General features: G+C 65.0%; 18 protein-coding genes. 12 read left to right on the forward strand and 6 right to left on the reverse strand.

Features of this window, described 5'->3' with window-relative positions; all coding sequences use genetic code 11:
• Positions 1-82 precede the first annotated feature (82 nt).
• The gene (locus Q0O95_RS02240; protein ID WP_293694894.1) at positions 83-1243 is read left to right on the forward strand and encodes a glycosyltransferase family 1 protein; all 1161 of its coding nucleotides are present in this window, start codon (positions 83-85) and stop codon (positions 1241-1243) included.
• Here Q0O95_RS02240 and cydC read toward each other — a convergent pair.
• From cydC to Q0O95_RS02255, 3 genes are read right to left on the reverse strand one after another with little or no spacing between them, the layout of a single operon-like run.
• Positions 1177-4695 (reverse strand): thiol reductant ABC exporter subunit CydC, encoded by a 3519-nt coding sequence (gene cydC / locus Q0O95_RS02245; RefSeq protein ID WP_293694895.1) that lies wholly within the window; start codon positions 4693-4695, stop codon positions 1177-1179. The two genes, Q0O95_RS02240 and cydC, sit on opposite strands and share 67 nt — an antisense overlap.
• Positions 4692-5747, reverse strand: a complete 1056-nt coding sequence (gene cydB, locus Q0O95_RS02250; RefSeq protein WP_293694931.1) for a cytochrome d ubiquinol oxidase subunit II — start codon at positions 5745-5747, stop codon at positions 4692-4694. The genes cydC and cydB overlap by 4 nt, the downstream gene beginning before the upstream one ends.
• Positions 5748-5789: 42 nt before the next feature.
• Positions 5790-7400, reverse strand: coding sequence for a cytochrome ubiquinol oxidase subunit I (locus tag Q0O95_RS02255; RefSeq protein WP_293694896.1), 1611 nt, complete (start codon positions 7398-7400; stop codon positions 5790-5792).
• Between the two features lie 100 nt (positions 7401-7500).
• On the opposite strand from Q0O95_RS02255, the gene Q0O95_RS02260 reads away from it, so the two are divergent.
• From Q0O95_RS02260 to Q0O95_RS02285, 6 genes are all read left to right on the forward strand, one after another.
• Positions 7501-7866 carry a BlaI/MecI/CopY family transcriptional regulator gene (locus Q0O95_RS02260; protein ID WP_293694933.1) on the forward strand — a complete coding sequence of 122 codons (366 nt, stop codon included), beginning with the start codon at positions 7501-7503 and terminating at the stop codon, positions 7864-7866.
• Positions 7867-7876: 10 nt separating this feature from the next.
• Positions 7877-8839, forward strand: a complete 963-nt coding sequence (locus Q0O95_RS02265; protein WP_293694897.1) for a M56 family metallopeptidase — start codon at positions 7877-7879, stop codon at positions 8837-8839.
• A gap of 162 nt (positions 8840-9001) precedes the next feature.
• Positions 9002-9370, forward strand: a complete 369-nt coding sequence (gene sdhC / locus Q0O95_RS02270; RefSeq protein WP_293694935.1) for a succinate dehydrogenase, cytochrome b556 subunit — start codon at positions 9002-9004, stop codon at positions 9368-9370.
• Positions 9370-9822 carry a succinate dehydrogenase, hydrophobic membrane anchor protein gene (sdhD, locus tag Q0O95_RS02275; protein ID WP_293694899.1) on the forward strand — a complete coding sequence of 151 codons (453 nt, stop codon included), beginning with the start codon at positions 9370-9372 and terminating at the stop codon, positions 9820-9822. Before sdhC ends, sdhD begins: the two co-directional genes overlap by 1 nt.
• Before the next feature lie 20 nt (positions 9823-9842).
• Entirely contained in the window at positions 9843-11654 is a 1812-nt protein-coding gene (gene sdhA, locus Q0O95_RS02280; RefSeq protein WP_293694901.1) for a succinate dehydrogenase flavoprotein subunit, read from the forward strand.
• An 8-nt stretch (positions 11655-11662) separates the two neighbouring features.
• Positions 11663-12469 (forward strand): succinate dehydrogenase iron-sulfur subunit, encoded by an 807-nt coding sequence (locus tag Q0O95_RS02285; protein ID WP_293694903.1) that lies wholly within the window; start codon positions 11663-11665, stop codon positions 12467-12469.
• A gap of 92 nt (positions 12470-12561) precedes the next feature.
• Here the strand turns inward: Q0O95_RS02285 and Q0O95_RS02290 are convergent, their stop codons facing one another.
• Together Q0O95_RS02290 and ptsP are read right to left on the reverse strand one after the other, a co-directional pair.
• Positions 12562-13227 carry a hypothetical protein gene (locus tag Q0O95_RS02290; protein ID WP_293694904.1) on the reverse strand — a complete coding sequence of 222 codons (666 nt, stop codon included), beginning with the start codon at positions 13225-13227 and terminating at the stop codon, positions 12562-12564.
• 112 nt (positions 13228-13339) lie between these two features.
• Positions 13340-14983, reverse strand: a complete 1644-nt coding sequence (ptsP, locus tag Q0O95_RS02295; protein WP_293694905.1) for a phosphoenolpyruvate--protein phosphotransferase — start codon at positions 14981-14983, stop codon at positions 13340-13342.
• Between the two features lie 54 nt (positions 14984-15037).
• Between ptsP and Q0O95_RS02300 the strand changes: the two genes are divergently transcribed.
• The 5 genes from Q0O95_RS02300 to Q0O95_RS02320 all read left to right on the forward strand — a co-directional run bounded on the left by Q0O95_RS02300 (position 15038) and on the right by Q0O95_RS02320 (position 21723).
• Positions 15038-16054, forward strand: a complete 1017-nt coding sequence (locus Q0O95_RS02300; RefSeq protein ID WP_293694907.1) for a YihY/virulence factor BrkB family protein — start codon at positions 15038-15040, stop codon at positions 16052-16054.
• A gap of 170 nt (positions 16055-16224) precedes the next feature.
• Positions 16225-17097, forward strand: a complete 873-nt coding sequence (locus Q0O95_RS02305; RefSeq protein WP_293694908.1) for an exodeoxyribonuclease III — start codon at positions 16225-16227, stop codon at positions 17095-17097.
• Positions 17098-17108: 11 nt separating this feature from the next.
• The gene (gene trpS, locus Q0O95_RS02310) at positions 17109-18104 is read left to right on the forward strand and encodes a tryptophan--tRNA ligase (RefSeq protein WP_293694910.1); all 996 of its coding nucleotides are present in this window, start codon (positions 17109-17111) and stop codon (positions 18102-18104) included.
• 134 nt (positions 18105-18238) lie between these two features.
• Positions 18239-18838, forward strand: coding sequence for a GNAT family N-acetyltransferase (locus Q0O95_RS02315; protein WP_293694912.1), 600 nt, complete (start codon positions 18239-18241; stop codon positions 18836-18838).
• A gap of 38 nt (positions 18839-18876) precedes the next feature.
• Complete coding sequence (locus tag Q0O95_RS02320) at positions 18877-21723, forward strand: LuxR C-terminal-related transcriptional regulator (protein ID WP_293694914.1); 2847 nt, start codon at positions 18877-18879, stop codon at positions 21721-21723.
• Positions 21724-21829: 106 nt separating this feature from the next.
• Here the strand turns inward: Q0O95_RS02320 and Q0O95_RS02325 are convergent, their stop codons facing one another.
• Positions 21830-24868 carry a VaFE repeat-containing surface-anchored protein gene (locus tag Q0O95_RS02325; protein ID WP_293694916.1) on the reverse strand — a complete coding sequence of 1013 codons (3039 nt, stop codon included), beginning with the start codon at positions 24866-24868 and terminating at the stop codon, positions 21830-21832.
• Positions 24869-24982 lie beyond the last annotated feature (114 nt).

Consider the following 24982-nt stretch of genomic DNA (forward strand, 5'->3'; position numbering starts at 1 on the left):
GTATCGGGGGACGATCCGAGGATTCACCGCCAGTTCACCCCGATGGCACCGAACTGGAACACTGAATTCCTACGCTGGCGGCGTGGACATCGAGCGGGTAGCCATCGTGACCGAATCGTTTCTTCCGACTATCAACGGCGTGACCACGAGCGTCTGCCGTGTTCTCGACCATCTGCACCGCACGGGGCGCGAGGCGATCGTCATAACGCCTCGCAGCGGCGCGCCGACGCAGTATCGCGGCACCCCCGTGTTCGAGGTGCCGTCCGTGGCGTACCGCCAGTTCCCCGTCGGGCTGCCGAGCCCGCAGGTAGCCGCGTTGCTCGAACGCTTCAAGCCGGATGTGCTGCATGCAGCGAGCCCGTTCATGCTCGGAGGGCAGGCGATCGGGGAGGCTTCGCGGATGGGCATCCCCTCCGTCGCCATCTACCAAACGGACGTCGCGGGCTACGCGAAACGCAACCGTCTCGGAGCGGGCGCGAAGCTCGCCTGGCGCGTCATTCGGCAGATCCACAACGGCGCCGACAGAACGCTCGCACCGTCCTCGGCGTCGATATACGACCTGAAAGCGGCCGGTGTGAAGCGGGTAAAGCGCTGGGTGCGCGGCGTCGATCTCGAGAGCTTCCACCCCGACAACCGTCGCGGTGCAGCGGCGAGGGTCTTGCGCGAACGCATCGCTCCGAACGGCGAGACCGTCGTCGGCTACGTCGGACGCGTCGCTCCTGAGAAGGGCCTCCACCGCCTCGCCGCCCTGGAGGGCATCGACAACATCCGCATTGCCATCGTGGGCGACGGGCCGGGCATGCCGGACGTGCGCAGACAGCTCGGGCACCTGGACCCGGTCTTCCTCGGGGCTCTCAGCGGGCAGGCACTGTTCTCCGCCTACGGAGCCTTCGACGTGTTCTGCCACACGGGCGCTGAGGAGACCTTCGGCCAGACACTGCAGGAGGCCGCTGCATCCGGGCTCCCCGTCATCGCACCCAGGGCCGGTGGCCCGATCGACCTCGTGGAAGAGGGTGAGACGGGCATCCTGTTCGAACCGGACGACGCCGACGAACTGCAGGCCGCAGTGCAGTCACTCACCGAGGATGCCGCGACGCGAGCGCGGATGGGCGAAGCCGGGCGTCGGCGCGTGCTCGGCAGGTCATGGCCGGCGGTCTGCGACCAGCTGATACGCCACTACGAGAAGGCGGCGGCACGAGCGCTTCGCGGTACGGACGACGCGGAAGAGCTGCTGGGCGTCTGATCCTGCACAAGGATCGCAGCGGGTTCGCCGAGCCGCAGCAACCGGTCACTGTCTGCGATAGCAACGGGGTCGTGCGTGACGCACACCACCAGTCGATCCTCTAATCCCTTGCGTAAGTCCGCCATGAGTGTGCGCGACGTGGGCTCGTCGAGGTGTGCCGTCGGCTCATCGAGCAGCAGGATGGGCGCTCCCGTCAGCAGCGTCCTGGCGAGGCTGACCCGCCTCCTCTCGCCTCCCGAGAGCTGCGTGCCGCCCGCACCGACACGAGTGTCGAGCCCCTCTTCCAACCGCTCGTAGAATCCGCCTAGGCCGACCCGCTGCAGTGCGGCCACGAGCTCTGCGTCGTCGACGCCACCGTGCGGCAAACCCAGGGCGAGGTTCGCCCGGAGCGTGGAGTCGAACAGGTGCGCATCCTGCGGGCACCAGGCGACCGATCCGTGCAGTGCCCGGCCCTCCGCATCGACCACCTCGACCTGCCCGCGCGTTGGGGCCAAGTGGCCCATGATGACCGCCAGCATCGTCGACTTTCCTGCTCCGGACGGGCCGGTGACGGTGAGCCACTCGCCCGACTCGACGCGGACATCCAAGCCGCTGAAGACGGGTTCGGACGCACCTGGCCACTGTGCGGTGACGTCGTCGAGCACGAGGCTGACGGGGCGGTTCGACGGCCGAAGAACAGACGCTTCCTGCTCGTCATCGACGGATGCGCCCGCGTGGGCGAGCGTCGTGTCGATGCGTGCGAGTGCGTCGGCGAGACTCGGCCATCGCTGCGCAGCCGCGGCGCTGTCGAGCAGCGGCTCGATGAGCGCGAGCAGCGCGAAGACCACGAGTGCGATGAGTTTCGCGTCGACGGCGCCCGCAGTCGCAGCATGCAACGCGAGAGCGGCGATCGCCACCGCGCCACCGGCGCCGGCAAGAATCACGATGGCGGCTCCGAGCCCCTGCGCGAGTGCTGCGCGACGTTCGCGCCCCGCCGCATGCTGTTCCGCAGCATCGAGGGAGGCCAGCACGGGAGCCTGGGCACCGTGCACCGCCAGATCGTCCGCCGCATGCAGTAGCGCGCCGAATCGGTGCCCGATCCTCGCCCTGCCGGCAGCGGCTGCGGGAGTCGCGGCACGATCCGCGACGACGGCCGCGAGAGGAGCGGCGAGACCGGCTATCAGCGCGACAGACGCCAGAACGATGCCACCGAGCCCGAGCAGCATCGGCCCGGTCACCGCGCTCTCTGCGGCCCGCAGGCTCATGAGCCCCACGACGACCACGACCAGTGTTGCGGCAGCGCCGATGATAGGGGGCGAGATCACGCGCGGCAGCAGGTCGCGCACACGATCGACGTCGTCGACGAGCCGCTGCAGTGTCGTACCGGTGCGGCGCATCCGCGGGAATCGCAACCCGGCCCTCGAAAGCGCCCGCCAGAGCCGCGAGCGCAGCCCACCCGCGACGCGGAAGACCGCGTCGTGCATGCGCAATCGTTCGTAGTAGCGCAGGGTTGAGCGGGCAAGACCGAAAAAGCGTACGCCGACGATTGCCGTCATGAGGAACAGAATCGGGGGCTGCTCTGCCGAACGGACGATCAACCATCCCGACAGCGCGGGTTGCGCGAGCGCGAACAAGACGGCGCCTATCCCGATGCCGACGGCGCCTGCCATCGGCAGTGTTGCTCCGGCAGCGGATGCCCGCAGCAGTCGCAGCGCTCGTGTCAGCGGCAGCCGCCCCGGCTGCTCCCCTGGGTCCTGCTCCCCTGGGTCCTGCTCCGGCTCGGTCGAAGTCGCTCGGGCGGTGCCGGGAACCTCATCGCCGTAGTCCCGGAATTCGGCATGCTCCTTCGTCGCGACCGCATCGCTGCCCGTCACCGCAGCCGAACGCGGTTCATTGTCTCCTCCGACTTCGACGTGCGTCTCGCACAGCGCCGCCATTCGTGCGTCGTGCGAGGCGATCACGGTGGCTACGCGTGCTATTCGAGCTTCGACCGCCGCACACACCAGCTCAGCAGCGCGATCGTCGAGGTGCGCGGTGGGTTCGTCGAGCAGCAGCAGCGTTGCGCCCGTGTCGACTCTCGCGAGCGCTCGTGCGAGCGCAACCCGTCGCAGTTCGCCGGGGCTCATCGTCTCGCAGGCGGCATCCGGGCGGATACCGACCTCCCACAGCGCACGCTGCGCAGCATCCTCGTCCCGGACGTGCAGCACAACCTCCTCCACCGCTGTCGCCTCGAACGTTTCCGGATGCTGCGGCAACCAGGCAAACCGCGTCGGATCCACACCATCGATGCGGCCGCCCGCAGATTGCCCGTCCTCCCCCGCGACACCGATTCTGCCGGCGAGGGCGCGGAGAATGCTCGACTTCCCCGCGCCGCTGGCTCCCGAGAGCAGAGTCGCCGTGCCGGGAGCCGTCTCGAACGTGACGGGGCCGACCGCTCGACCGCCGGAGTAGCGAACCGATACGTCGTGGGCGCAAACGCGATGGGTTGCGCTCGCCGGCTGTCTGGACCAGATCGGCCTGGGCACGGGGGCGTCACTGACTTCACGCACCCGGTCGAGCGCGGCGACGCCGTCTTCCGCAGCGTGGTAGGCGGCTCCGGCCTCCCGGATGGGCGTGAAACAGTCGGGAGCCAGCACCAGCACGAGCAGCCCGAGCTGCAGATCCATGCCGCCGTAGACGAGGCGGATGCCGACGACAACGGCGACGATCGCGACCGAGATCGTCGCGATCAGTTCGAGCGCGAACGACGACACGAATACCGTGCGCAACGTTCGCATCGTGCGTCGTCGATACTCCTCCGACAGCGTGTCGAGGGTTCTGGCAGGTTCGCGCACTCTGCCGACACCGATCAGCGCCGGCAGGCCCCGCGCGAGTTCGACCAGGTGGTGCGAGAGCCGTAAGATCGCGTCGGTCGCCTCCTCGACTCGATCTCGCGTCTGCTTGCCGATCAGGATCATGAAGAACGGCACGAGCGGAATGACGAGCACGATGATGACAGCGCTGATCCAGTCGGCGAACAGAATTCTCGCACCGATCACGAGCGGAACGACGAGCCCGTTCGCCATCGCCGGCAGGTAGGTCACGAAGTACGCTTCCAGGTCGTCGAGTCCGCGCGTGCCGAGCGTCGTCATGGGCCCCACGTCGCGATCCGATCGCCGCAGAACACGCTGCGCGAGCTCGCGCCGCAACGCGGCCCTCGTCTCGATATCGGCGCGCTGGGCGACCGCACGAGCAGCCCACGCGGTGAGCGCCCGCAACGTCACGCCTGCGATACCGACCCAGAGTGCGCCTTGCCACTCCTCCTGCGTCCGCTGCTCGAACAGTGCGGCGAGCATCCGCGCTATCGCCTCCGCGATCAGGATGAGCGAGACGGCCTTGGCAGCTGCCAGCCCGAGCAGTACCGCGAGCGCGCGACGACCCGGCCTGCCCAGCAGCGCTGCAGGCGATGCGGAGACGCGGGCTCTCGCGGTCACCGCTGCTCCGTCTTGCTCGAAGGAGCCTCGGTGCGGATGGCGGGGAGGATCTCGTGGAGTTCGGGCATGTGCCGCTCGGAGAGTCGTCTGCTGAATACCCAGTAGCTCCACGCCTGCGTTGCGATGACGGCCGGCACGGCAAGCAGTGCAACAACCGACATGACCGTGAGCGTGTAGTCGCTGCTGGAGGCGTTCTCGACCGTAAGCGTGAACGCAGGGTCGATCATCGATGGCAGCACCGCGGGGTACGCGGCGGAGAAGATCGCAGCCACGCCCGCGGCCAGGAACACGCCCATCCCGACGAAGGATGCGCGCATCCTGTTCCGGATCGCCAGCGTCCATGCGATGAGAGCGGCGACCGCCGCGAGCCCCGTGAGCGCCCACGACGCCGACGTTCCGCTCCTGAACTGCACGATGAGCACCCAGAGCACGAGCGGCAGAATCCCGAGCGGCAGCCATCGAACATAGAACGCGCGGGCACGACGCTGCACTTCGCCGCCGGTCTTGAGCGTCAGGAAGAGCGCACCGTGCACAAGACTGAAGAACACGAGACCCAGCCCGCCGATCACGGCCTCCGCCGAGAGCCAGGCGAACGGCCCGCCGACGCGGTCGCCGTACTCATCGATGGGCATTCCCGTGGTGGTGATGGCGAGCATGGCGCCGACACCGAATGATGCTACGAGCGCTGCGACCGCGTGCCCCGTGTCCCACAGGCGCACCCAGCGGGCCGTGTGGTGCTTGCTGCGGTACTCGATCGAGATTGCGCGCACGATGAGCGCCAGCAGCACGATCACGAGCGGCAGGTATAGCCCGGAGAAGAGGGATGCGTACCAGTTCGGGAACGCGGCGAAGATCGCCGCGCCGGCCGTGATCAGCCATACTTCGTTGCCGTCCCAGACCGGCCCGATCGAGTTGAGGATGAGGCGTCGCTGCTGTTGATTCCGCGCCGTGAGCGCGATGTGCATCCCGACGCCCATATCGAAGCACTCGAGGAACAGGTAACCGAACCAGAGCACCGCGATGATAGCGAACCAGAGCGTTGGCAAATCCATCACTTCACGCTCCCTTCGATTGCAACGGCGCGGATGCCGGGGTCAGAATGCGAAATCGAGAACATCGTCATCGGTCTTCGACCTCCTCGTTCGTACCGAATCGTCGTCGCTCAGATGGTCGTCGGCGTCGTCTTCGTGCTGACCGAACGCCTCCGGCATCGCGGAAGCGACGCCTCCACGCACGTACTTCGCCATCAGAAACAGCTCGACCAGCAGCAGGACGCCGTACGTGAGCGTGAAGGCGGTCAGCGAGAAGAGCAGCTCGCCGGCGCTCACACCCGGCGAGACCGCCGCCGCCGTGAACAGAAAGATGTTCTGTTCGATCTCGGGGTTCGGCGCGACGACGAACGGCTGCCTGCCCATCTCGGTGAACACCCAGCCAGCGGTGTTCGCGAGGAAGGATGCAGCGATGCTGAGGACTGCAGCGCGCATGAGCAGTGTGGATGCCGGCACCGTGCCCTTCCTCGTCAGCCACAGGGAAAGCAGACACGTACCCGCGGCAAGCGCTCCGAAACCGATCATGAGCCTGAACCCCCAGTACGTCACCTCCATCTGCGGCAGGTAGTCGATCTCCGCTCCCGAATAGTCGCCGTAGCGGTCGTCGACGGGCAGGTGCGTTCCGTATCTCGCTTCGTAGACGGGCAGCAGGTCGTTGATACCGGGTACCTCGGTCGTGAAGTCCCCCTTGGCCAGGAACGAGAGCACCCCGGGCACTTCCAGGACGGGCACGACATCGTCGCAGGACTGCGAGCCCAGGTCTCCGACCGTGAGGATCGAGAATGCCGTGCCCGTGTGGCACGCGCCCTCAGCACTCGCCATCTTGAGCGGCTGCTGCTCGTACATCAGCTTGCCGAGCCAGTCGCCCGTGAGCGCAACACCGCTGAAGGCGATGAGGCCGACGACGGCTCCGAGCCGGAGCGACTTGATCCAGACGCTGCGATCGCGTCGGTCGCGCCCCACGATCTCCTGCGCTTCCCCGACGATCACGCGGCCGTCCTCGTCGACCGTGTCGATGCCGTCGCGGCGCCGTCGCCACAGGTGATACCAGGAGACGCCCAGCAGGATTCCCCCTCCCACGGCGAGTGCCCCGCAGATCGCGTGGGAGAACGCGGCAAGCGCCGTGTTGTTCGTGAGCACCGCCCAGATGTCGTTCAGCACCGGGCGGCCATCCACCAGTTCGACGCCGACGGGGTGCTGCATCCACGAGTTCGCGACGATGATGAAGAACGCCGACATGATGGATGCCCAGACCGCGCCCGCGAGCGCCAACAGGTGCACTCGCTTCGGCAGTCGCTTCCAGCCGAAGATCCAGGCGCCCAGGAAGATCGATTCGAAGAAGAACGCGAGCAGGCCCTCCATCGCGAGCGGTGCTCCGAACACGTCGCCGACGAATCGGGAGTATTCGCTCCATGCGAGCCCGAACTGGAACTCCTGCACGATGCCGGTTGCGACGCCCATGATGAAGTTGATCAGGTAGATCTTGCCCCAGAACTTGGTCATTCTGAGCCAGAGCTCGTTACCGGTGCGCATCCAGCGCCACTGCATGAACACCAGGATCGGGCCGAGGCCGATCGTGAGCGGCACCATCCAGTAGTGGTAGACGGTCGTGATACCGAACTGCCATCTGGCGATCATCACCGGATCGAGTTCCATGTGGGTCTCCCTCGCGATGAGTTCTACCGTGCGTAGAAGTCGTGATTCCACACTAGATCATTTCTACGCCACGTAGAAGTCCTCGGCGTTTCCCGCTACGCTGTTGCTCATGGGGGAACTCGAACGTCGCATCATGGATCTGCTGTGGGATGCCGGCAGGCCGCTCACCGCCGCGGAACTCCGCGACTCCCTCGATACCGACGGCACGGAGACGCCCGCCATCACGACCGTGCTGACCGTGCTGAGCCGACTCGAGCGCAAGGACTTCGTGCGCCGCGACCGGAAGCGTCGCCCGCACCTGTACGAACCCGCTCGCTCGCGAGCGGAGCACATGGCGGAACTCATGCACGACGTGCTGCGACACAGCCCCGAGCAGGAAGCCGTGCTCGCCCGCTTCGTGCGCAGTGCCGGCCCGAAAGAGGCCGAGCTGCTGCGTAACCTGCTGAACGACGAGCCGGCGCCCTGACCGAGCAAGTGTGACGCTCACGGCCCTTTCGTTCGCGCTCGCCGCGCTCGCGGTAGCGCTTGCCTGGCCGGTGCCGATTCTGCTGGATCGCGCGCGCTGGCCCAGCAGGGCTCCCGCGCTGACGCTGCTGCTGTGGCAGGCGATCGCGCTCGCCGGCGGGTTGTCGATGATCGGTTCGCTCGTCGTCTTCGGCCTGGCCCCGTTCGGTGACTCGCTTCCCTCAGCGATCGCCACGGCGGTAACGGGCGCATTCACCTGGACCTGGCAGGACGGCTTCACGGTGTTCCATGCCGCTGCGCTCGTGTTCGGCGCGTTGCTGTTCGCGCACCTCACGCTCAGCCTCATCGTCACCACGACCCGTACCGTCCGCGGCGTGCGCCGCCATCGCGAGCTGCTGGAGCTGCTGAGCAACCCTGCGCCGGGCGACGAAACAACGCGCATCGTCGACGACGAATCGCCGTTCGCCTACTGCCTGCCGGGCATGACCGACAGCGTCACCGTGCTCTCCGACGGCCTCATCCGACAACTCACACCGACGCAGTTGCGGGCTGTCGTCGAGCACGAGCGCGCGCACCTGCAGCAGCGGCACAACATCGTGCTCACGCTCTTCGCTGCGTGGGCGATCGCGCTCCCCTGGTTCCCGGTTGCGACACGCGCTCGCCGATCGGTCGAACTGCTCATCGAGATGCTGGCCGACGACATGGCGCGCCGGACGGTGCCCGCACGGGATGTCGCGGAGGCGATCAAGCACATCGCCGTCGGTTCCAGCACGGGCGGCAGCCACGCGGCAGCGATCGGCGCGCCGGCCGCCGACGATGACGCAGATGAGAGCGATACGGGCCGACCGCTCCCGGCAGAGCTGCGGATCCGCCGCCTGCTCGCACCCCCTGAGCCTCTGCCGATCGCGGGAAGGTTCGGCCTCGTCGCAGTATCCGTCCTGCTCGTCGGTGTGCCGACCGTCGCCATGCTGTGAGGCGTCGGCGACGAGCGACACAGCGCCGACTGGGTAAGGCCTACCTAACTTCGCTTCGGGCGTAGACTGGATACGTCTCTTGATCAAGAAGTAAGGGGAATGCGCGTGTCCACAAGCACCAGCAACCTCGCAGACGAGACTCCAAAGCCTTCGAAGAACCGCATCGTAGGAACGCTCTACCGCGGAAACGAAGGCATGTGGTCGTGGGTACTGCACCGAATCACCGGTATTGCAATCTATTTCTTCCTCCTGGTGCACGTGCTCGACACGGCGACTGTGCGCATCAGCCCCGAGGTCTACAACGCCATCATCGGCGCATACAAGAACCCGATCATGGGTCTCGGTGAGATCGCACTCGTCGGCGCCGTCGTACTGCACGCGCTGAACGGCATCCGCATCATCCTGGTCGACATGTTCCCGGCCGTCACTCGCGTTCAGCGTCAACTGTTCTGGGGCGTCGTCGGCATCTCCCTGGTGTTGATCATCGCATTCTCGATCCGCCACATCCCCAACGTGTTCGGAGCGCACTGATGACGATCGATAACCCGAACTACGCCTACCCCGCGCGCTCCACCAAGCGTCGCGGCATCAACCTCGAAAAGGCCGGCTGGATCTTCATGCGCGTCTCCGGCGTCGTGCTGATCGTGCTGATCTTCGGACACCTCTTCTACAACCTGATGTGGACCCCCGGTGGCATTCAGGCCATCGACTTCGGCTTCGTCGGTGGCAAGTTCGCGAACCCGTTCTGGCAGTGGTACGACGTCATCATGCTATGGCTGGCGATCATCCACGGCTCCAACGGCGTCCGCACGATCGTCAACGACTACGTACACAACAAGACGGTGCGCGGAGTCCTCCTCTGGGCCATCCTGCTCGCAGGCGCCGTGCTCATCGTGCTCGGCACCCTCATCACGTTCACATTCGACCCGTGCCCGACCGGCGCATCCGCTGAGCTGCTGCCGTCGTTCTGCGCGGACCTGTAGCGAGAAGCTCGTAAAGGACTATGGCAACTTTGAAGAAGAACTCGACCGCTGGCGAGATTCGCGACGGCATCCACTATCACCAGCACGACGTCGTCATCGTCGGCGCGGGAGGAGCGGGGATGCGCGCCGCTATCGAGGCGGCCCCGCACGCATCCACCGCGGTGATCACCAAGCTGTATCCCACCCGTTCGCACACGGGCGCAGCGCAGGGCGGCATGGCCGCAGCGCTTGCCAACGTTGAAGAAGACAACAACGAATGGCACACCTACGACACCGTCAAGGGTGGCGACTACCTCGTCGACCAGGACTCCGCCGAGATCCTGACCCGCGAGGCCATCGACGCCGTGCTCGACCTCGAGAACATGGGTCTGCCTTTCAACCGCACACCGGAGGGCAAGATCGACCAGCGTCGATTCGGCGGCCATACGCGCGAACACGGTAAAGCTCCCGTTCGCCGCGCCTGCTACGCAGCCGACCGCACCGGTCACATGATCCTGCAGACGCTCTACCAGAACTGCGTCAAGCACGGCGTGAACTTCTTCAACGAGTTCTACGCGCTCGATCTCGTCATGGCGGAGGTCGACGGCAAGCAGCGCGTCGCAGGCGTCGTCGCCTACGACCTGGCAACCGGTGACATCCACGTTTTCCAGGGCAAGTCGGTCGTCTTCGCAACCGGCGGCTTCGGCAAGATCTTCAAGACCACCTCGAACGCCCACACGCTCACGGGCGACGGTGTCGGCATCATCTGGCGCAAGGGTCTGCCGCTCGAGGACATGGAGTTCTATCAGTTCCACCCGACCGGCCTGGCCGGGCTCGGCATCCTGCTGACAGAGGGCGCCCGCGGAGAGGGCGCGATCCTCCGCAACGCCTCCGGTGAACGATTCATGGAGCGCTACGCACCCACGATCAAGGACCTCGCACCGCGCGACATCGTCGCACGCTCGATGGTGCAGGAAGTGCTCGACGGTCGCGGAGCCGGCCCGAACAAGGACTACGTGTACCTCGACTGCACCCACCTCGGAGCCGAAGTACTCGAGGAGAAGCTGCCGGACATCACGGAGTTCGCGCGCACCTACCTGGGCGTCGACCCGGTCGTCGAGCGCGTACCCGTCTACCCGACAGCGCACTACGCGATGGGCGGCATCCCGACCAACAACGACGCCGAGGTGCTCGCCGACAACGAGACCGTCGTGCCCGGCCTCTACGCGGCCGGTGAGTGCGCCTGCGTTTCCGTGCACGGCGCGAACCGTCTCGGCACGAACTCACTGCTCGACATCAACGTGTTCGGCAAGCGCGCCGGCGTGAACGCCGTCGAATACTCGAAGACCGCCGATTTCGTCGACCTGCCCAGTGACTCGGCAGGGGAAGTCGTCGGGATGCTGCAGCAGCTCCGCGATGGCACCGGCGAGGAGTCCGTGGCGCAGATCCGCAAGGAGCTGCAGGAGGCCATGGACATGAACGCCCAGGTCTTCCGCACGGAAGAGACGCTGACCCGGGCCACTGAGATCGTGGCCGGGCTCCGTGATCGCTACAGGAATGTCAAGATCCACGATCGCGGCAAGCGCTTCAACACGGACCTGCTGGAGGCCGTCGAGCTCGGCTTTCTGCTCGATCTCGCCGAGGTGCTCGTGCTGTGCGCGCTCAACCGCAAGGAGTCTCGCGGAGCGCACATGCGCGACGACTACCCGAAGCGCGACGACGAGAACTTCATGCAGCACACTATGGCCTATCTTTCCGGCGACCCGCACTCGTCGACGGCAGTGGACCACATCCGCCTGGATTGGAAACCCGTCCGTGGTGGCAAATACGAACCGCAGGAACGAAAGTACTAGGGGGGACGATGACTGAGGCAACGAAGGAGACTCCCGCACCGAATGCGGAGATCGAGGAAGAGATCGAGACGGTCGTCGAGATCGACGAGGCCGAGGAGGCTCCGCAGTCGTTCACAGTGACGCTGAACATTCGCCGCTACGACCCTGAGGTCGACGACGAGCCGCGCTGGGTGGACTACGACGTCGAAATGTATCCGACGGAGCGCATCCTGGACGCCCTGCACCGCATCAAGTGGGAGCAGGACCCGACGCTCGCGTTCCGCCGCTCGTGCGCCCACGGCATCTGCGGTTCGGATGCGATGCGCATCAACGGCCGCAACCGTCTCGCGTGCAAGGCGCTCGTGAAGGACTTCGACATCTCTCGCCCCGTCTACGTCGAGGCGATCAAGGGCCTGCCGCTCGAAAAGGACCTCATCGTCGACATGGAGCCGTTCTTCGACTCCTACCGTGAGATCCAGCCCTTCCTGCAGGCGTCGAGCAAGCCGGAGCGCGAGCGTCATCAGACGATCGAACAGCGCGCTCGCTTCGACGACACCACGAAGTGCATCCTCTGCGCCGCGTGCACGACATCCTGCCCCGTGTTCTGGACCGACGGTCAGTACTTCGGGCCGGCCGCGATCGTGAACGCGCACCGGTTCATCTTCGACTCTCGTGACGAGGCGTCGCAGGTTCGCCTCGACATCCTCAACGACCGCGAGGGCGTGTGGCGCTGCCGCACCACCTTCAACTGCACCGACGCGTGCCCGCGCGGTATCGAGGTCACGAAGGCCATCGCCGAGGTGAAGCAGGCGATGATGCGAGGCGTGAAGCTGTAACGCCACCCCGAACGCCAAGCACCCGAACTCCGCGCTCCCGCACAGCGGGGCAGTAGTCCCACCTGGGATGCGCGGCGTTCGGGTTGCGGCGTCTACGAGACTCGCTGGGTCAGTTCCCGGTACAGGTCTTCTGTGTAACCTGCGAGTTCTTGGGTCGTAATACCCGAGGTCGAATACGCGGTCACGGCGATGTACCCGTCATCACCGACCATGAAGCAGGTGTACCAGGCAATCTCCGTGCTCGACTGGGAGTTGTCGGTTCCGCAGACCGCGGGGCCGACGTAACGCAGATTGTCGTAGCTTGCGAGTCGGTTGTTGTATCCGACGTAGTCCTGCGCGACGGTCACCGAGAGAATCTGGTAGTCGGGGCTCGTGTAGATCGTCGTGACGAAGTTGCTGTAGTGCGTGATCTGCGACGAATGCGTGAAATCGCCGAGTGCATCCGGGAACTCGATCATGAGCGAATCCGGCCAGATGCGATCCGGCTCGTACCTCGGCGGCGTGGCATCGTGACGCGGCGTGCTGTTGTCAGCTCGCGACAGCCCATCGGAATCCTCCTCGTCGGGGAGGTATTCGCTTTCGGGCGGCAGGCCGGAGTCCTTCGTCACCTCCGGCTGCGAGTTCGGCACGTCTTCCGCTGTCGGTGCGGGGTCCTGATTGACGAATGTGGGTGCCGACGAGCATGCGGAGAGAACGAATCCGGCAAGCAGCATCGTGGCGAGCGCCCATGCGCGCCGCCTCGAACGCCGATTCGGCATGCTCACCCCCACAACTTCGGCAAAGACCGTCCTATGGCCGTGCTTCGCCATGCTACTCACCGTTCGGGGGAACTGGCTGGGAAGGCGCTTGACGCTCGCTATCGGGGTGCTACTACAGGACGGCTTCTCTCGCACCTCTCGCGCTCGTGGCGTGGAGCGCTTTGATCGCGCGTTCCTTCGCCTCTTCCATCGTCACCGTCAGCAGTTCGGCCCGCACATCCGCGAGCGCCGCTGGCGACATCGACAGGCTGGTGACGCCGAGCCCGACGAGCACAACCGCGAGGGCCGGATCCGCGGCAGCTTCGCCGCACACACCGACGGGGGTGTCCAGCGCAGCTCCCGCATCCCCGAGTCGTTCGATGAGCCGCAGAACGGCTGGGTGCCACGGGTCCTGGAACTGCGCGACGGTGCCGAGCATGCGGTCGGCAGCGAAGGTGTACTGCGTCAGATCGTTCGTGCCGATCGAGACGAAGTCGGCGTGCTTCATGACCTGATCGGCGAGCACCGCGATCGACGGCACCTCCGCCATCGCGCCAACGGTCTTCAACCCGTACTCGCGTCCGATGGCGACGAAGTACTCGGTCTCTTCCGCGTTGGCGATCATGGGTGCCATAACCCACAGGTCCGCGTTCGTGGCGGCGTCGGCATCCGCGAGGGCCTTGAGCTGATCGCGCAGGATGTTCTCGTTCTTCTCCAGCGCACGAATACCGCGAAGACCCAGTGCGGGGTTCTCCTCATCGGCGTCGTTCAGGAACGACAGCGGCTTGTCGGCACCCGCGTCGAGCACGCGCACGACCACCTTCTTGCCTTCGAATGCGCTCAGCATAGCTGCGTACTGCTCGGTCTGCCATTCGACGCTCGGCGGCTCTTTCGCGTCGAGGAAGAGGAACTCGGTACGGAAGAGCCCAACACCCTCTGCGCCGAGCTTCACCGCCTCCGCAGCCTCCTCGGGGCGGCCGAGGTTCGCGAGCAGCTGCACCTGCGTTCCGTCTGCGAGTGCTCCGGGCGTGATAGGGGCGGATGCCGCCTCACTGCGCCGGGAACGCTCGGCGAGCGCCGCCGCGATCTCGCGGTCGCTGGGATCGAGCGTCACCTCGCCCGTGCGGGCATCCGCAATGATGCCCTGTTCGTCGCTCACGGCATCCAGCAGGCCCGAGACTCCGACGATCGCCGTGATCGATTTCGCACGAGCCAGGATGGCGGTGTGCGACGTGGGTCCGCCGTCCTGCGTCACGAGCGCCTGCACCTTGTCGAGATCGAGCGTCGCGGTGTCAGCGGGCGCGAGGTCTCGCGCGACAAGCACGAACGGTTCGTCGCTCTCCGGGACACCGGGCGCGGGAACACCGCGCAGCCTCGCGATGACGCGCTGCGCAACATCGTCGAGGTCTGTCGCACGCTCGGCCATGTAGCCGCCGAGTGCGACGAGCATCTGCTTGAACTGCCCGAAAGCCTCCTGCACCGCGTATTCGGCGTTGACGCCCGCGCGGATGCGCGACGCGACGTCGTCCGCGAGAGCAGGATCCTGCGCCATGAGCGAGGCGGCCTGCAGAACATCCTGGGCCTCACCGCCGACGACCTCACCGCGCTCGTGCAGTTCTTGCGCGACGGCCGCGAGCGCTTCGCTCGCTCTGCTCGCTTCCGCGTCGCCGTCACCTCCGTGCTGGGCATCGGTCGGCGGTGTGAGCTTTTCTGGCATTCTCAGCGCCTTGCCTGCGGCAATACCGCGGCCGACGCCGACTCCGTGCATCGTGGACATGGACTCAGACTACGCTGTTTACGAGACCCAACGCGAGGCAGCCGGAGGTGGACCGTGCAGATTATCGACCGCGTGAAGCAACTTCGCCCCGTGCGAGCGTGGAATCATTACTCAGAACGCGACGGAGTCGTCTATGCGCAAAGCATGACGCTCTCGGGCTTCTTCTCGATCTTCGCGGGGCTGTTCATCGCCTTCGCGGTCTTCATGCAGATCCTGGGCGGCAATCGCGAACTGCTCGACACGGTCATCGAATCGATCTCCGGGCAGATTCCCGGCCTCATCCGCGACGGCGACGGCAACGGCGTCATCGACCCGGACGCGCTCATCGACTCACGGATCACCGAAGTCGCCGGAATCATCGCCGCTGTCGGTATCGTCATGACTGCTACGCGCTGGATCGCGAACAGCCGTTTGGGTTTCAGAGCGATGCTCGACCTGCCGACGCCGAGCCCGAATTTCGTCGTACTGAAACTCGGCGATCTGGGCGTCGCCATCGGCATCGGCCTGCTGATCCTGATCTCGAGCGGTACGCTCATCGCCTCGCAGACCTTCGCGGCGGCGCTGGGGCTGGGTGGCTTCAGCTGGCTGCTCGGTATCCTCGTGCAGCTCGCACTCGACACCGCGATCGTGCTGCTGATGTTCCGCTTCGCCGGGCACATCAAGTTGCCGCTCAAATATCTTGTCGGAACCGCCTTCGTGGTCGCGATCGCGTTCCTGATTCTGAAGACCTTCGCCTCGCTGCTGTTCGGCTCCGTGAGCAACAACCCGCTCCTGACCTCCATCGCCTCGGTCTTCGTCATCCTGATCTGGCTCGGATTCATCCACCAGATCTACCTCATCGCGCTGTCGTTCATCGCCGTCGGGAATGCGGGTGAACGCTATTCGGAGCTCGAGCACCATCTGACACAGGAACGGAAAGAAGCCGTGGCACGAAAGAAAGAGGAAGAAGCACTGCGAGAGCGCGAACTCGAACGAGTGCGCGAAGAGCTCGCCGCCATCAGGGGGAGAGAAAGCGACCCGAAGAAGCTCGCGAAGAACCTCAAGAAGCAGCAGAAGAAACTGCGCGGCTAACGGCAAAGTCGTTCAGCTAGGGCAGTTCGGGATGGTTTTTACGGGTGCAGACGGCGTCTAGACCGATAAAAACCGTCTGAACCTCCAAAAGCCCAGTGCCTGCCCAGCGTGCTGATCGATAGGCGTTTTCCGAGTAGCGGATGGAGAAGCACAAGCGACGTGGAGCCGCGATGACACGGCTCGTTCGCGTCGCGGGTCTCGACTACGCTGGAGGCATGGTTCGTATTGCCACGGTCAACGTCAACGGTATCCGCGCAGCTATGCGAAAGGGCATGTCCGACTGGCTCGAAGCATCGGGCGCCGACATCGTCGCACTGCAGGAGGTCAGAGCCACTGACGAGATCGTCACGCCGCTCGTACCCGGCTGGCACGTCCTGCACGATGAAGCGACCGCGAAGGGGCGCGCAGGCGTTGCCGTGCTGTCGCGTGAGCCGGCCATCCAGCACCGTACCGTCTTCGGTGCTGACGACTTCGACTCCGCCGGCAGATGGCTGGAGGCCGACTTCGATTTCGGCGGCACGCCCGTCACAGTCGTGTCGACCTACGTGCACTCGGGTGAGGTCGACACCCCGAAACAGGTGCAGAAGTTCATGTTCCTCGACACGATGGATGAGCGACTCCCGCAGCTGCGCGAGCACAGCGACCACGTGCTGGTAACGGGCGACTTCAACGTCGGGCACCGCGAGTTCGACATCAAGAACTGGCGCGGCAACCGCAAGAAGAGCGGCTTCCTGCCCGAAGAGCGCAGCTACCTCGACGGCTTCTTCGGCAATGGCGAAGTGGAGGCCGTGGACGGCCGCGCTCGGACCGGCCACGGCTGGGTCGATGTCGGGCGCACCTTCGCCGGCGAGGTCGACGGCCCCTACACCTGGTGGTCGAACCGAGGGCAGGCCTTCGACAACGACACCGGTTGGCGCATCGACTACCACATGGCATCCCCCGCACTCGCGGCGTCAGTGGGCAATTACCGCGTCGACCGCTACCCCAGCTACGACACCCGGTGGAGCGATCACGCTCCCGTCGTCGTCGATTACGAACTCTAGAAGGACCGATCATGAACAAGCCCCGAATCTATTCGGGCATGCAGCCCTCGTCGGGCTCGCTGCACCTCGGCAACTACGTCGGCGCGCTCACGCACTGGCGACAGCTGCAGGCAGAAGGCGATGCGTTCTTCTCCATCGTCGATCTGCACGCGCTGACGAGCATCCAGGATCCGAAGGTGCTGCGCCAGCAGGTGCGAACGCTCGCCGCCCAGTACATTGCGGGGGGCATCGATCCGGAATCCTCGTGCCTGTACGTGCAATCGCACGTGTCCGCGCACGCCGAAATGGCGTGGCTGCTCTCGATCATCACCGGTTTCGGTGAGGCTAGCCGCATGACGCAGTTCAAGGACAAAACTGCGAAGAAGGGCATGGAGGCCGCGAACGTCGGCCTCTTCACCTACCCGATTCTCATGGCCGGCGACATCCTGCTCTACGACACGAACCTCGTGCCGGTCGGCGCCGACCAGAAGCAGCACGTCGAGCTCACGCGCGACCTGGGCGATCGGTTCAACAAGCGATACGGGGAGACCTTCACGATCCCGCAGCCGCGAATCGCGACGGAAACCGCGCGCATCATGGATCTGCAGGATCCGACGCGCAAGATGTCGAAGTCGGCCGAGACCGACAAGGGCATCGTGTGGTTGCTGGACGAACCTGCGAAGACGGTCAAGAAGATCAAGAGTGCCGTCACCGATACCGACGGCTCCATCCGCATCGACGCTGAGAAAAAGCCGGGCGTGACGAATCTGCTGGGCATCCTGTCGGCGTTCACGGGGCGCACGACCGCTGAGCTCGCGGACGAGTACGACGGGCAGGGCTACGGCGTCTTCAAGGTCGCGGTCGCGGATGCCGTCATCGGCGAACTCGCGCCCATCCGTGAGCGCACGCTCGAGCTGCTCGATGACCCCGCTGAGCTCGACCGCATCCTCGAGGCCAATGCCGCATGCGCACGCGAAGTTGCCGACGCAACGCTCCACCGGGCGATGCGTGCCATGGGCCTCCGCTGAACCCCTTCTTCAACCTCAGCTCACGGGTACACTTCTCGGTCTATGGATGGAATGAACGCGCTATACGGGCGTGTCGCCATGTATAGACCGAGAAGTGTGCTGGACGCATGAGTGGAGAACTGGAGGGAGGTCGGATGAGCGAGCAACTGGCCGGAGGGCGGATGAGCGAGCAACTGGCCGGGCCGACGCTGCCGGTGTTGGGGAAGCGAGTTGTTCTCACGGCGTTGCGTGAGAGCGACATCGAGCGCACGGCCGAGGCGTGCACGACACCGGACGCCGAACGGTTCCTCGATACGCCGTGGCCGTACAAGCGGTCCGATGCGGAGTTCTTCATTCGAGAGTTCGCACCCAGCGGGTGGCGCGGCGAGCACGACGAGCGAGTCTGGGCGATTCGCGAATCCGTAAGCGGCCCGCTGTGCGGTGTGATCGGGCTCCGAGAGGGGCTGCGCGAAGTCGGTTTCTGGCTGCACCCGGATGCACAGGGGAAGGGACTCATGTCGGATGCGCTTCGCACACTGGTAGGGCACGCAGAGGGCTGCCTCGTCTGGCCGGAGGTGCGCTGGCGGTGCCGCGTCGGCAATACGGCGTCAATGCGGGTCGCGAAGGCGACCGGATTCTCCTACCTCGGCATCCGCGAGGGCGAGTGGCGAAATGTCGAGCGCGGCCCAGAGCACTATGCGGTCAAGACGAACCGCGAGGTGCCCGAGGCACTCCCCTGGCCTCCGCTCGAGTAAATTTTGGCATCGACAGGACCTCGCTTCTTACACTCGGTGTGACAACAAGAGTATCCCTCGAAGACACGGCGTTCGCTGCTAGCCTGACTCCTATGGGCTGGGATATGGCAGCGGATTCGCCTGTCAAAACGCGACACGACGCGGCCCGACGCACCCTTGATTCCGCCTACGGTCAAGAAGGAATGGTGCTCGTTGCGCAGGGGCTTGCCGGCATGGGCAAGACCCACTTCCTGCGCGAACTGATGGAGTTGGCGCAGGCGGACAATCGCTGGGCCGTCACCCATGTGACCGCCGACATCTTCGAGCGCGACGAACCGTACGGTTTCCTCGAACGTCTCCTCAGCGGCCCCGCATTGCGGATACCTGACCGCGATCCCGTTGACGGCACGCAGAAACAGCCCATTTCCGTCGCGCGCGAACTGCTTCGACACGCGAACTTCGCGACGGCCGTGCAACAGGTAATCATCGTAGATGACGCGCAGTGGGTCGATACCGAATCGGCGCTCGTGCTTCGGTATCTGCTTCCGAGGCTGACGCAGCGAAGCATGCTCGCTGCGTTCGGTGTCCGCACTCCGCACGCTCCCGGCGGGCTCGGCGAGCACCTTGAACAGCTCGTCTCCGGCGATCCGCGCAACCGCCTGTTGACGTTCGATCCGCTGACGGCCGAGGAGATCCGACTCCTGTCGCAGGCGCGGCTGGGGAGGAGCATTTCGCCCCGCACAGCGGATCGTTTGTTGAACTCTACCGGCGGGTCCTTCCTGCACATCGCCAGCATCTTCGACCACCTCACCGAAGATGAGATCTCTCGACTGCATCTGACCTGGGACATTCCACTGCGAATGATTCACCCGAAGAAGAACCCCTTACTGATCGGTTATGAGAATCTCGGTGCGCCGACGAAAGCCACCACCGAGATCGTCTGCATGAGCGGCGGGATGACGCAATTCGAGCTCGCGCAAGCGGCCTCGGAACTGCACGAGCCCGTCGCGCTGGAGGAGGCGCTGGAGGAGGGCGTGCTGAAGGAGTCGGGGTTCGGAGCAACCGTCATGCCGACGCACGCGCTTGTTGCGCATGCTGTGCAGGATGCCCTCCCCGCAGCTCGCTCACGCGCCATTTCGCGCGTTCTCGCGAAACTCTCCGACGGGTTCCGTTCGATTCACTACGCGCTCAACGCTGCTGACCGTCTCGATGAAGAGCTCCTCCAACAGGTGCGGGAGTACGTGGAGCAGGCGACGGTGACGAGCGCGTTCACGAATATCAACACGGTGTTGGAGGCTGCGCTCGAGCTCGTAGGAGCAGATCAACCGGAAGCGCGTGGAGAGCTGCTGGTTTCGCTCGGACTTGTGAATCTGCGTAACAAGACGCTCTTCCTGCTTCTGCATCGCTATGACGAGTACCAGCGACTCGACGACGATTTCGTGCATGAGCTGCTCGCGATAGCGCTCAGCGCGTACCACCCCGAGGTGCCATTCGCGCAAGAGCGTGCCATGCAGCTGCTGCAGCGGCAGGCCGCGAACTCAGACGAGATCACGGTGCAGGCGTACCTGTCGCTGCTCATGGTGATCATGAATATGCGCACGTTGCACTACACGCATGTGCCGGCGCTGCTCGCCCACGCCAAGAGCTTGCAGCAGAATATGCCGGCGGACCCGACAGCCCTGGGGGATGCCCGCCTTACGTGGATGGCCGATCCTGCCGGGCATTTGGCGCTCCTGCAGGGATTCGAGACAGTGCTGCTGCACAGAAATTACGACACCGAGGGCACACGCGCTTCGATCCCCGAGCTTCGACGCAGCATCGATGCCCTCTCTGATGGCCCCAACAAGGCGGACGCCACCACCGTGCTGGCAGGTGCGGCTGCCCAGATCGGCGAGATGGCGTTGGCTAAGCAGCTCGCGGCCGGAGCCAACGATCTACTCGATCGAGTCCATAAGCCGTGGATGGCGGGGACGACCAGGCTCGTCCTCGCGGACAGTCAGGTACTCCTGGGCGAGTACGAGTCTGCTCGCGAATTCATTACGGCCATCGAAGAGATCAGTTACGACGCGATCGATCTCGAGACCCGGCCCATGTTCACCGCGCTGCAGGCCATAATCGCCGCGGTGACCGGCCGCAGCGGAGCCGGGAAGCTGACACGAGAATCCCTCGTACTGCACGAATTCGAATGGGAAGGCTACGGCCCCGACCTCGCACTGATGGCTCAGTGCGAGTACGCGCGGGTCCAGGCCGATCCTGCAGCCCTGATCGCAGCTATCGATGCAGCGCCGGTGGACTCCATGGTGAACACCAAACGGGGATTCCTGACGTTCCGCGCGCATGCGCTCATCGACCTCGGCAGATTCGACGAAGCCGCCGCGCTGGTGGACACCCTTCGGCAGTGGCGCGGGACCCGCTGGCACGAATGCTGGGGAACACTGCCGTGGCTGGAGGCGCGGCTGTCCCAGCATCGTGGAGAATCGGCCTCCGCGGAGGCACAATATCGCACCGCTCTCGCCACGAAGGACTTCCCGCTTCCTCTTGCTCTGACCCATGCCGACTTCGGGGAATTTCTGGCGGGAACGCACCGGATAGCAGAAGCCCGCACCCAGCTGTTGCACGCACGGGCGGTGCTGCAGAAGGTGAACGCCCGCGCCTACCTCCCTCGGATCGAACGTGCCCTCGCCGACCTGGATACAGCTGACCGAGATTCCCGGAGCGCGCTGCTCGCCGAGCTCACCGCCCGAGAGCGTGAGATAGCCGAGCATCTGGCGAACCGGCTGACCAATCAGCAGATCGCGCAAACCCTTGTGATATCGAACGCCACCGTTCGCTTCCATGTCTCCAACGTGCTGCGCAAGCTCCAACTGACATCCCGAAAGGATGTCGCCGGCGTCCTGCGGGGCTAGCCTCGCGCACGGCTACGGGGCCCGCCGTCCGCCGATGACAGTGTTGGGGAATTTGTCATTGGCGAGCCTGCTGGTAGGCGGGCCCCGTAGGTCGAGGTGTGCCGGGTCAGGACATCTTACGGCGACCGAACGCCCAGGCAAGGCCCGCTCCTACGAGCATCAGGAGTGCCGCTAGCGGCCAGGCCGCCGACGATCCTGTGAATCCTGTTCTCGGTATCTCCGGAGACGAAGCGTCCGGCGACGATTCCGTCGGCGTAGGATCTGGCAGCGGGGCCTCCGGCGGTGTATCGACCTGCACGGTCTGGCTGGCGGCATTCAGATCGGTGTGCGTTGCCAGGAGCAATTCACCCGACTGTTCCTGCTGCGGCAACAGCATCTGCAGCAGGCTGATGGCAGCGGCCGGAACGTCACCGGTGTTCTGGCCGGCGTCGGTCTCTTCCGCGTCCTCCGGCGTCACGAGGTACAGCCATTCGAAGACGACCAGCGTTTCCCCCGCATAGCCGGAGGGCACCTCGAAGTCGACATGCACTATGCCGTCGGGAGCGGTCGGTACGAACACCGTCTCGCCGGTGATGCCTGTGGACTCGCCGGTTTCGTGCAGCATGACTTCTCCGCGTGCAACGTATGTCAATCCCGGCTCAAGGCCCCGGTACGAGAGGTCGTCTCGCAGTGTTGCACCCTCGGGGTCCAGCAGCTGTTCCCCGGTGCGCAGGTTGTAGGCGTAGGTGTCGATCTCCGGACGGTAGACCGTTTGGGCTTCGTCCTCGATATCGGCATGCGCCGCAACTTGAACACCCCCGATGGACAGGTACTCGAAGACCACGATCACCTCACCGAGCAGTTCGCCCTCGGGAATCGTGAAGGTCAGGTCTATCTCGCCGTTCGACTCCTCGGGCACGAAGGTGATCGAGTTCGTGATCCCGGTGGGCTGCCCGCCGTCATCCGTGCGGAGCATCAGCTCGCCGTCGATCGTGTAGGTCTGGCCGACGTGCAGCCCCGAGTAGCGCACGGTGTCGACCACAGTTGCCTCACCGAACTCCGGCAGGAACTGATCTCCGTCTTCACCGTCCACGGCGGTCGTCCCGAGATCCGGCCGGTACACCGTCTGGTGGCGGTCCGTGATGTCCGCGTGAGCGGCGATCAGTACGTCATCACGGTAGAGCTCTTCGAACACCACGATGACCTCGCCGACGAGTTCGGAGGCGGGGATGCTGAACTGCAGTTCCACGGATCCGCTCGGGTGTTCGGGCGTGAAGGTCTCGGACGCGGTGATCCCGGTCGGAACCGCTTCATCGTCGGTGGTCCGGATCATCAGCTCACCTTCGACGGTGTACTCGTGTCCCGGCTCGAGCCCGGAGTAACTGACGATGTCGACGACCGTGACATCTCCTTCTGGATCGAGGTAGTCGCTGCCGTTGCCGTCGTCGGCCGAAGTGCCGATACGGGGGCGGTACACCGTCTGGAATTCGTCTTCGATGTCCGTGTGCTCTGCGATCAGGGTTTCGCCGTGGAAGAGACGCTCGAACACCACGATGGTTTCACCGTCCAGCTGACCGTCGGCGACCGTGAAGGTCAGGTCGACCGTGCCGCTCGAAGTGGTCGGCGTGAATTCGTCCTCCGCGGTGATGCCGGTGGCCTGAGCGCTGCCGTCCTCGTCGCGGGTCATCAGTTCACCCTCGAGCCGGTAGGTTTCGCCCACGTGGAGACCGGCGAAGTTGACCGTGTCTACAATGACCGTTTCTCCCGATTCCGGCAGGAGCTTACTGCCGTCGTCGCCGACTGCAGTCGTGCCGATGAAGGGCCGGTAGACCGTTTGGCCGCGATCCTTGATGTCCGCGTGGGCCGCGACGCTGATGCCACCGTGGAAGAGCTCCTCGAACACCACGATGACTTCACCAACGAGGTCACCGGCATCAATCGTGAAGCTCAGCGTTTCCTCGCCCTCGGGAGAGGAAGGGACGAAAGTCTTGGATGCGGTGATTCCGGTCGGGATCTCTACGTCTCCGTCGCCGCGAATCATCAATTCACCCTGGAGCTCGTACTCCTCGCCGGGAATCAGACCGGCATACGCGACAGTGTCGATAACCGTGACCTCTCCCGTCGGGTCAAGGTACTTGTCGCCGTCCTCGGCATCCAAGGCGGTTGTGCTTATGCGGGGTTTGGCAGCCCACGACACCGCAGCTGTCGCCTCCCTCGTAGTTTGGTCCGAGCGCGCGATCATGAACGTCTGGTTGCGAGGTGACGTGTTGCTCACGAGGAGTCCCGTGGTTTCCGGGCCGGTCACCGTGCCGCTCAGCGTGACGCTGCCGGCGGGCGTATCGATCGGAACATCGAGGAAGAGCTCCACTCCGGTTGGCGCTGCTGCCAGATCCACCGGCGAGCCCTGGGAGTCTACGAGCGCAATGGGCGCATCCACGTCGGTTTCGAGGTCGACGGCAACGGTTGCCTCGCTTGCTTCGATGACGATTGGGCCGACGAGCTGACCGGCCGTGCCCTCTCCGCTCGGTGCCGTCATCTCGATCATGGGTCCGGAGGTTTCGGGCCGACCGGTGTTGACGTCGCTCAGCATGAAGTCATACACGGCCTGTACGCGTGCGACGGATTCGGAGCTGTGGTCACCCGCCAGCCCTGCAAATTCGAAGTCGTCTGTGAGGTTCCAAATGGCGCTCTGGGTTCCGGAGATCGCTTCCTGTTCCGTTACATCCGGTATCCCCGTGATGGCGCTGAACTCGTCGAGCGACACCAGCGGGTAGCTGTTGTACACCATCCAGGCGACACGCTCGCGCACCTCCTGTGACTCGGCGAAGTTGTTCGTGCCCGGGAAGGAGTCCCAGCCTCCCACGTGACCGGGAGTCTCGAAATGCGCCGACACCCGAAGCTCCACGCAGTAGGCGAGTTGCAGGGCGTCCGGGCCGGTCCAGACGGGGAACAGCCGCGTAGCGATCGACCCTTCGCCGGCGCCGACGACGGTGTGGCCGCTCGCCGCGTCTCCGGATTGTCCGATCACCGGATATCCGGGGGGAAATTCGGGAGTTGCGTTGGCATTCGGAGCACCCAGCATGCCGACGCTCAGCACGACGGCGAGCAGTGCCGCAACGAGCGATCCCAACAGTGTCTTCGGTTTTCTCAGTCTTGTATCCAGCATGGTCACCACGCTAGAAACGCGCAGAACATCTGCCACTAGCCTTCGACGTTAGGATCTGAGCGCGACCGGCTAGGTATGACTGCAAAACGGCTAGGTTGCCGTCGAGGAGAAGCT

Source organism: uncultured Agrococcus sp. (assembly GCF_945915485.1).
In the GTDB taxonomy this organism is placed as follows: Bacteria; Actinomycetota; Actinomycetes; order Actinomycetales; family Microbacteriaceae; genus Agrococcus.

Excerpts from the sequence above, each read along its gene's own strand:
- Q0O95_RS02325 (WP_293694916.1), bottom strand. The coding sequence starts at position 24,868 with ATGCTGGATACAAGACTGAGAAAACCGAAGACACTGTTGGGATCGCTC.
- Q0O95_RS02305 (WP_293694908.1), top strand. The coding sequence starts at position 16,225 with ATGACACGGCTCGTTCGCGTCGCGGGTCTCGACTACGCTGGAGGCATG.
- sdhA (WP_293694901.1), top strand. The coding sequence starts at position 9,843 with ATGGCAACTTTGAAGAAGAACTCGACCGCTGGCGAGATTCGCGACGGC.
- trpS (WP_293694910.1), top strand. The coding sequence starts at position 17,109 with ATGAACAAGCCCCGAATCTATTCGGGCATGCAGCCCTCGTCGGGCTCG.
- sdhD (WP_293694899.1), top strand. The coding sequence starts at position 9,370 with ATGACGATCGATAACCCGAACTACGCCTACCCCGCGCGCTCCACCAAG.
- Q0O95_RS02285 (WP_293694903.1), top strand. The coding sequence starts at position 11,663 with ATGACTGAGGCAACGAAGGAGACTCCCGCACCGAATGCGGAGATCGAG.
- ptsP (WP_293694905.1), bottom strand. The coding sequence starts at position 14,983 with ATGTCCACGATGCACGGAGTCGGCGTCGGCCGCGGTATTGCCGCAGGC.
- Q0O95_RS02315 (WP_293694912.1), top strand. The coding sequence starts at position 18,239 with ATGAGCGAGCAACTGGCCGGAGGGCGGATGAGCGAGCAACTGGCCGGG.
- cydB (WP_293694931.1), bottom strand. The coding sequence starts at position 5,747 with ATGGATTTGCCAACGCTCTGGTTCGCTATCATCGCGGTGCTCTGGTTC.
- Q0O95_RS02290 (WP_293694904.1), bottom strand. The coding sequence starts at position 13,227 with ATGCCGAATCGGCGTTCGAGGCGGCGCGCATGGGCGCTCGCCACGATG.
- Q0O95_RS02255 (WP_293694896.1), bottom strand. The coding sequence starts at position 7,400 with ATGGAACTCGATCCGGTGATGATCGCCAGATGGCAGTTCGGTATCACG.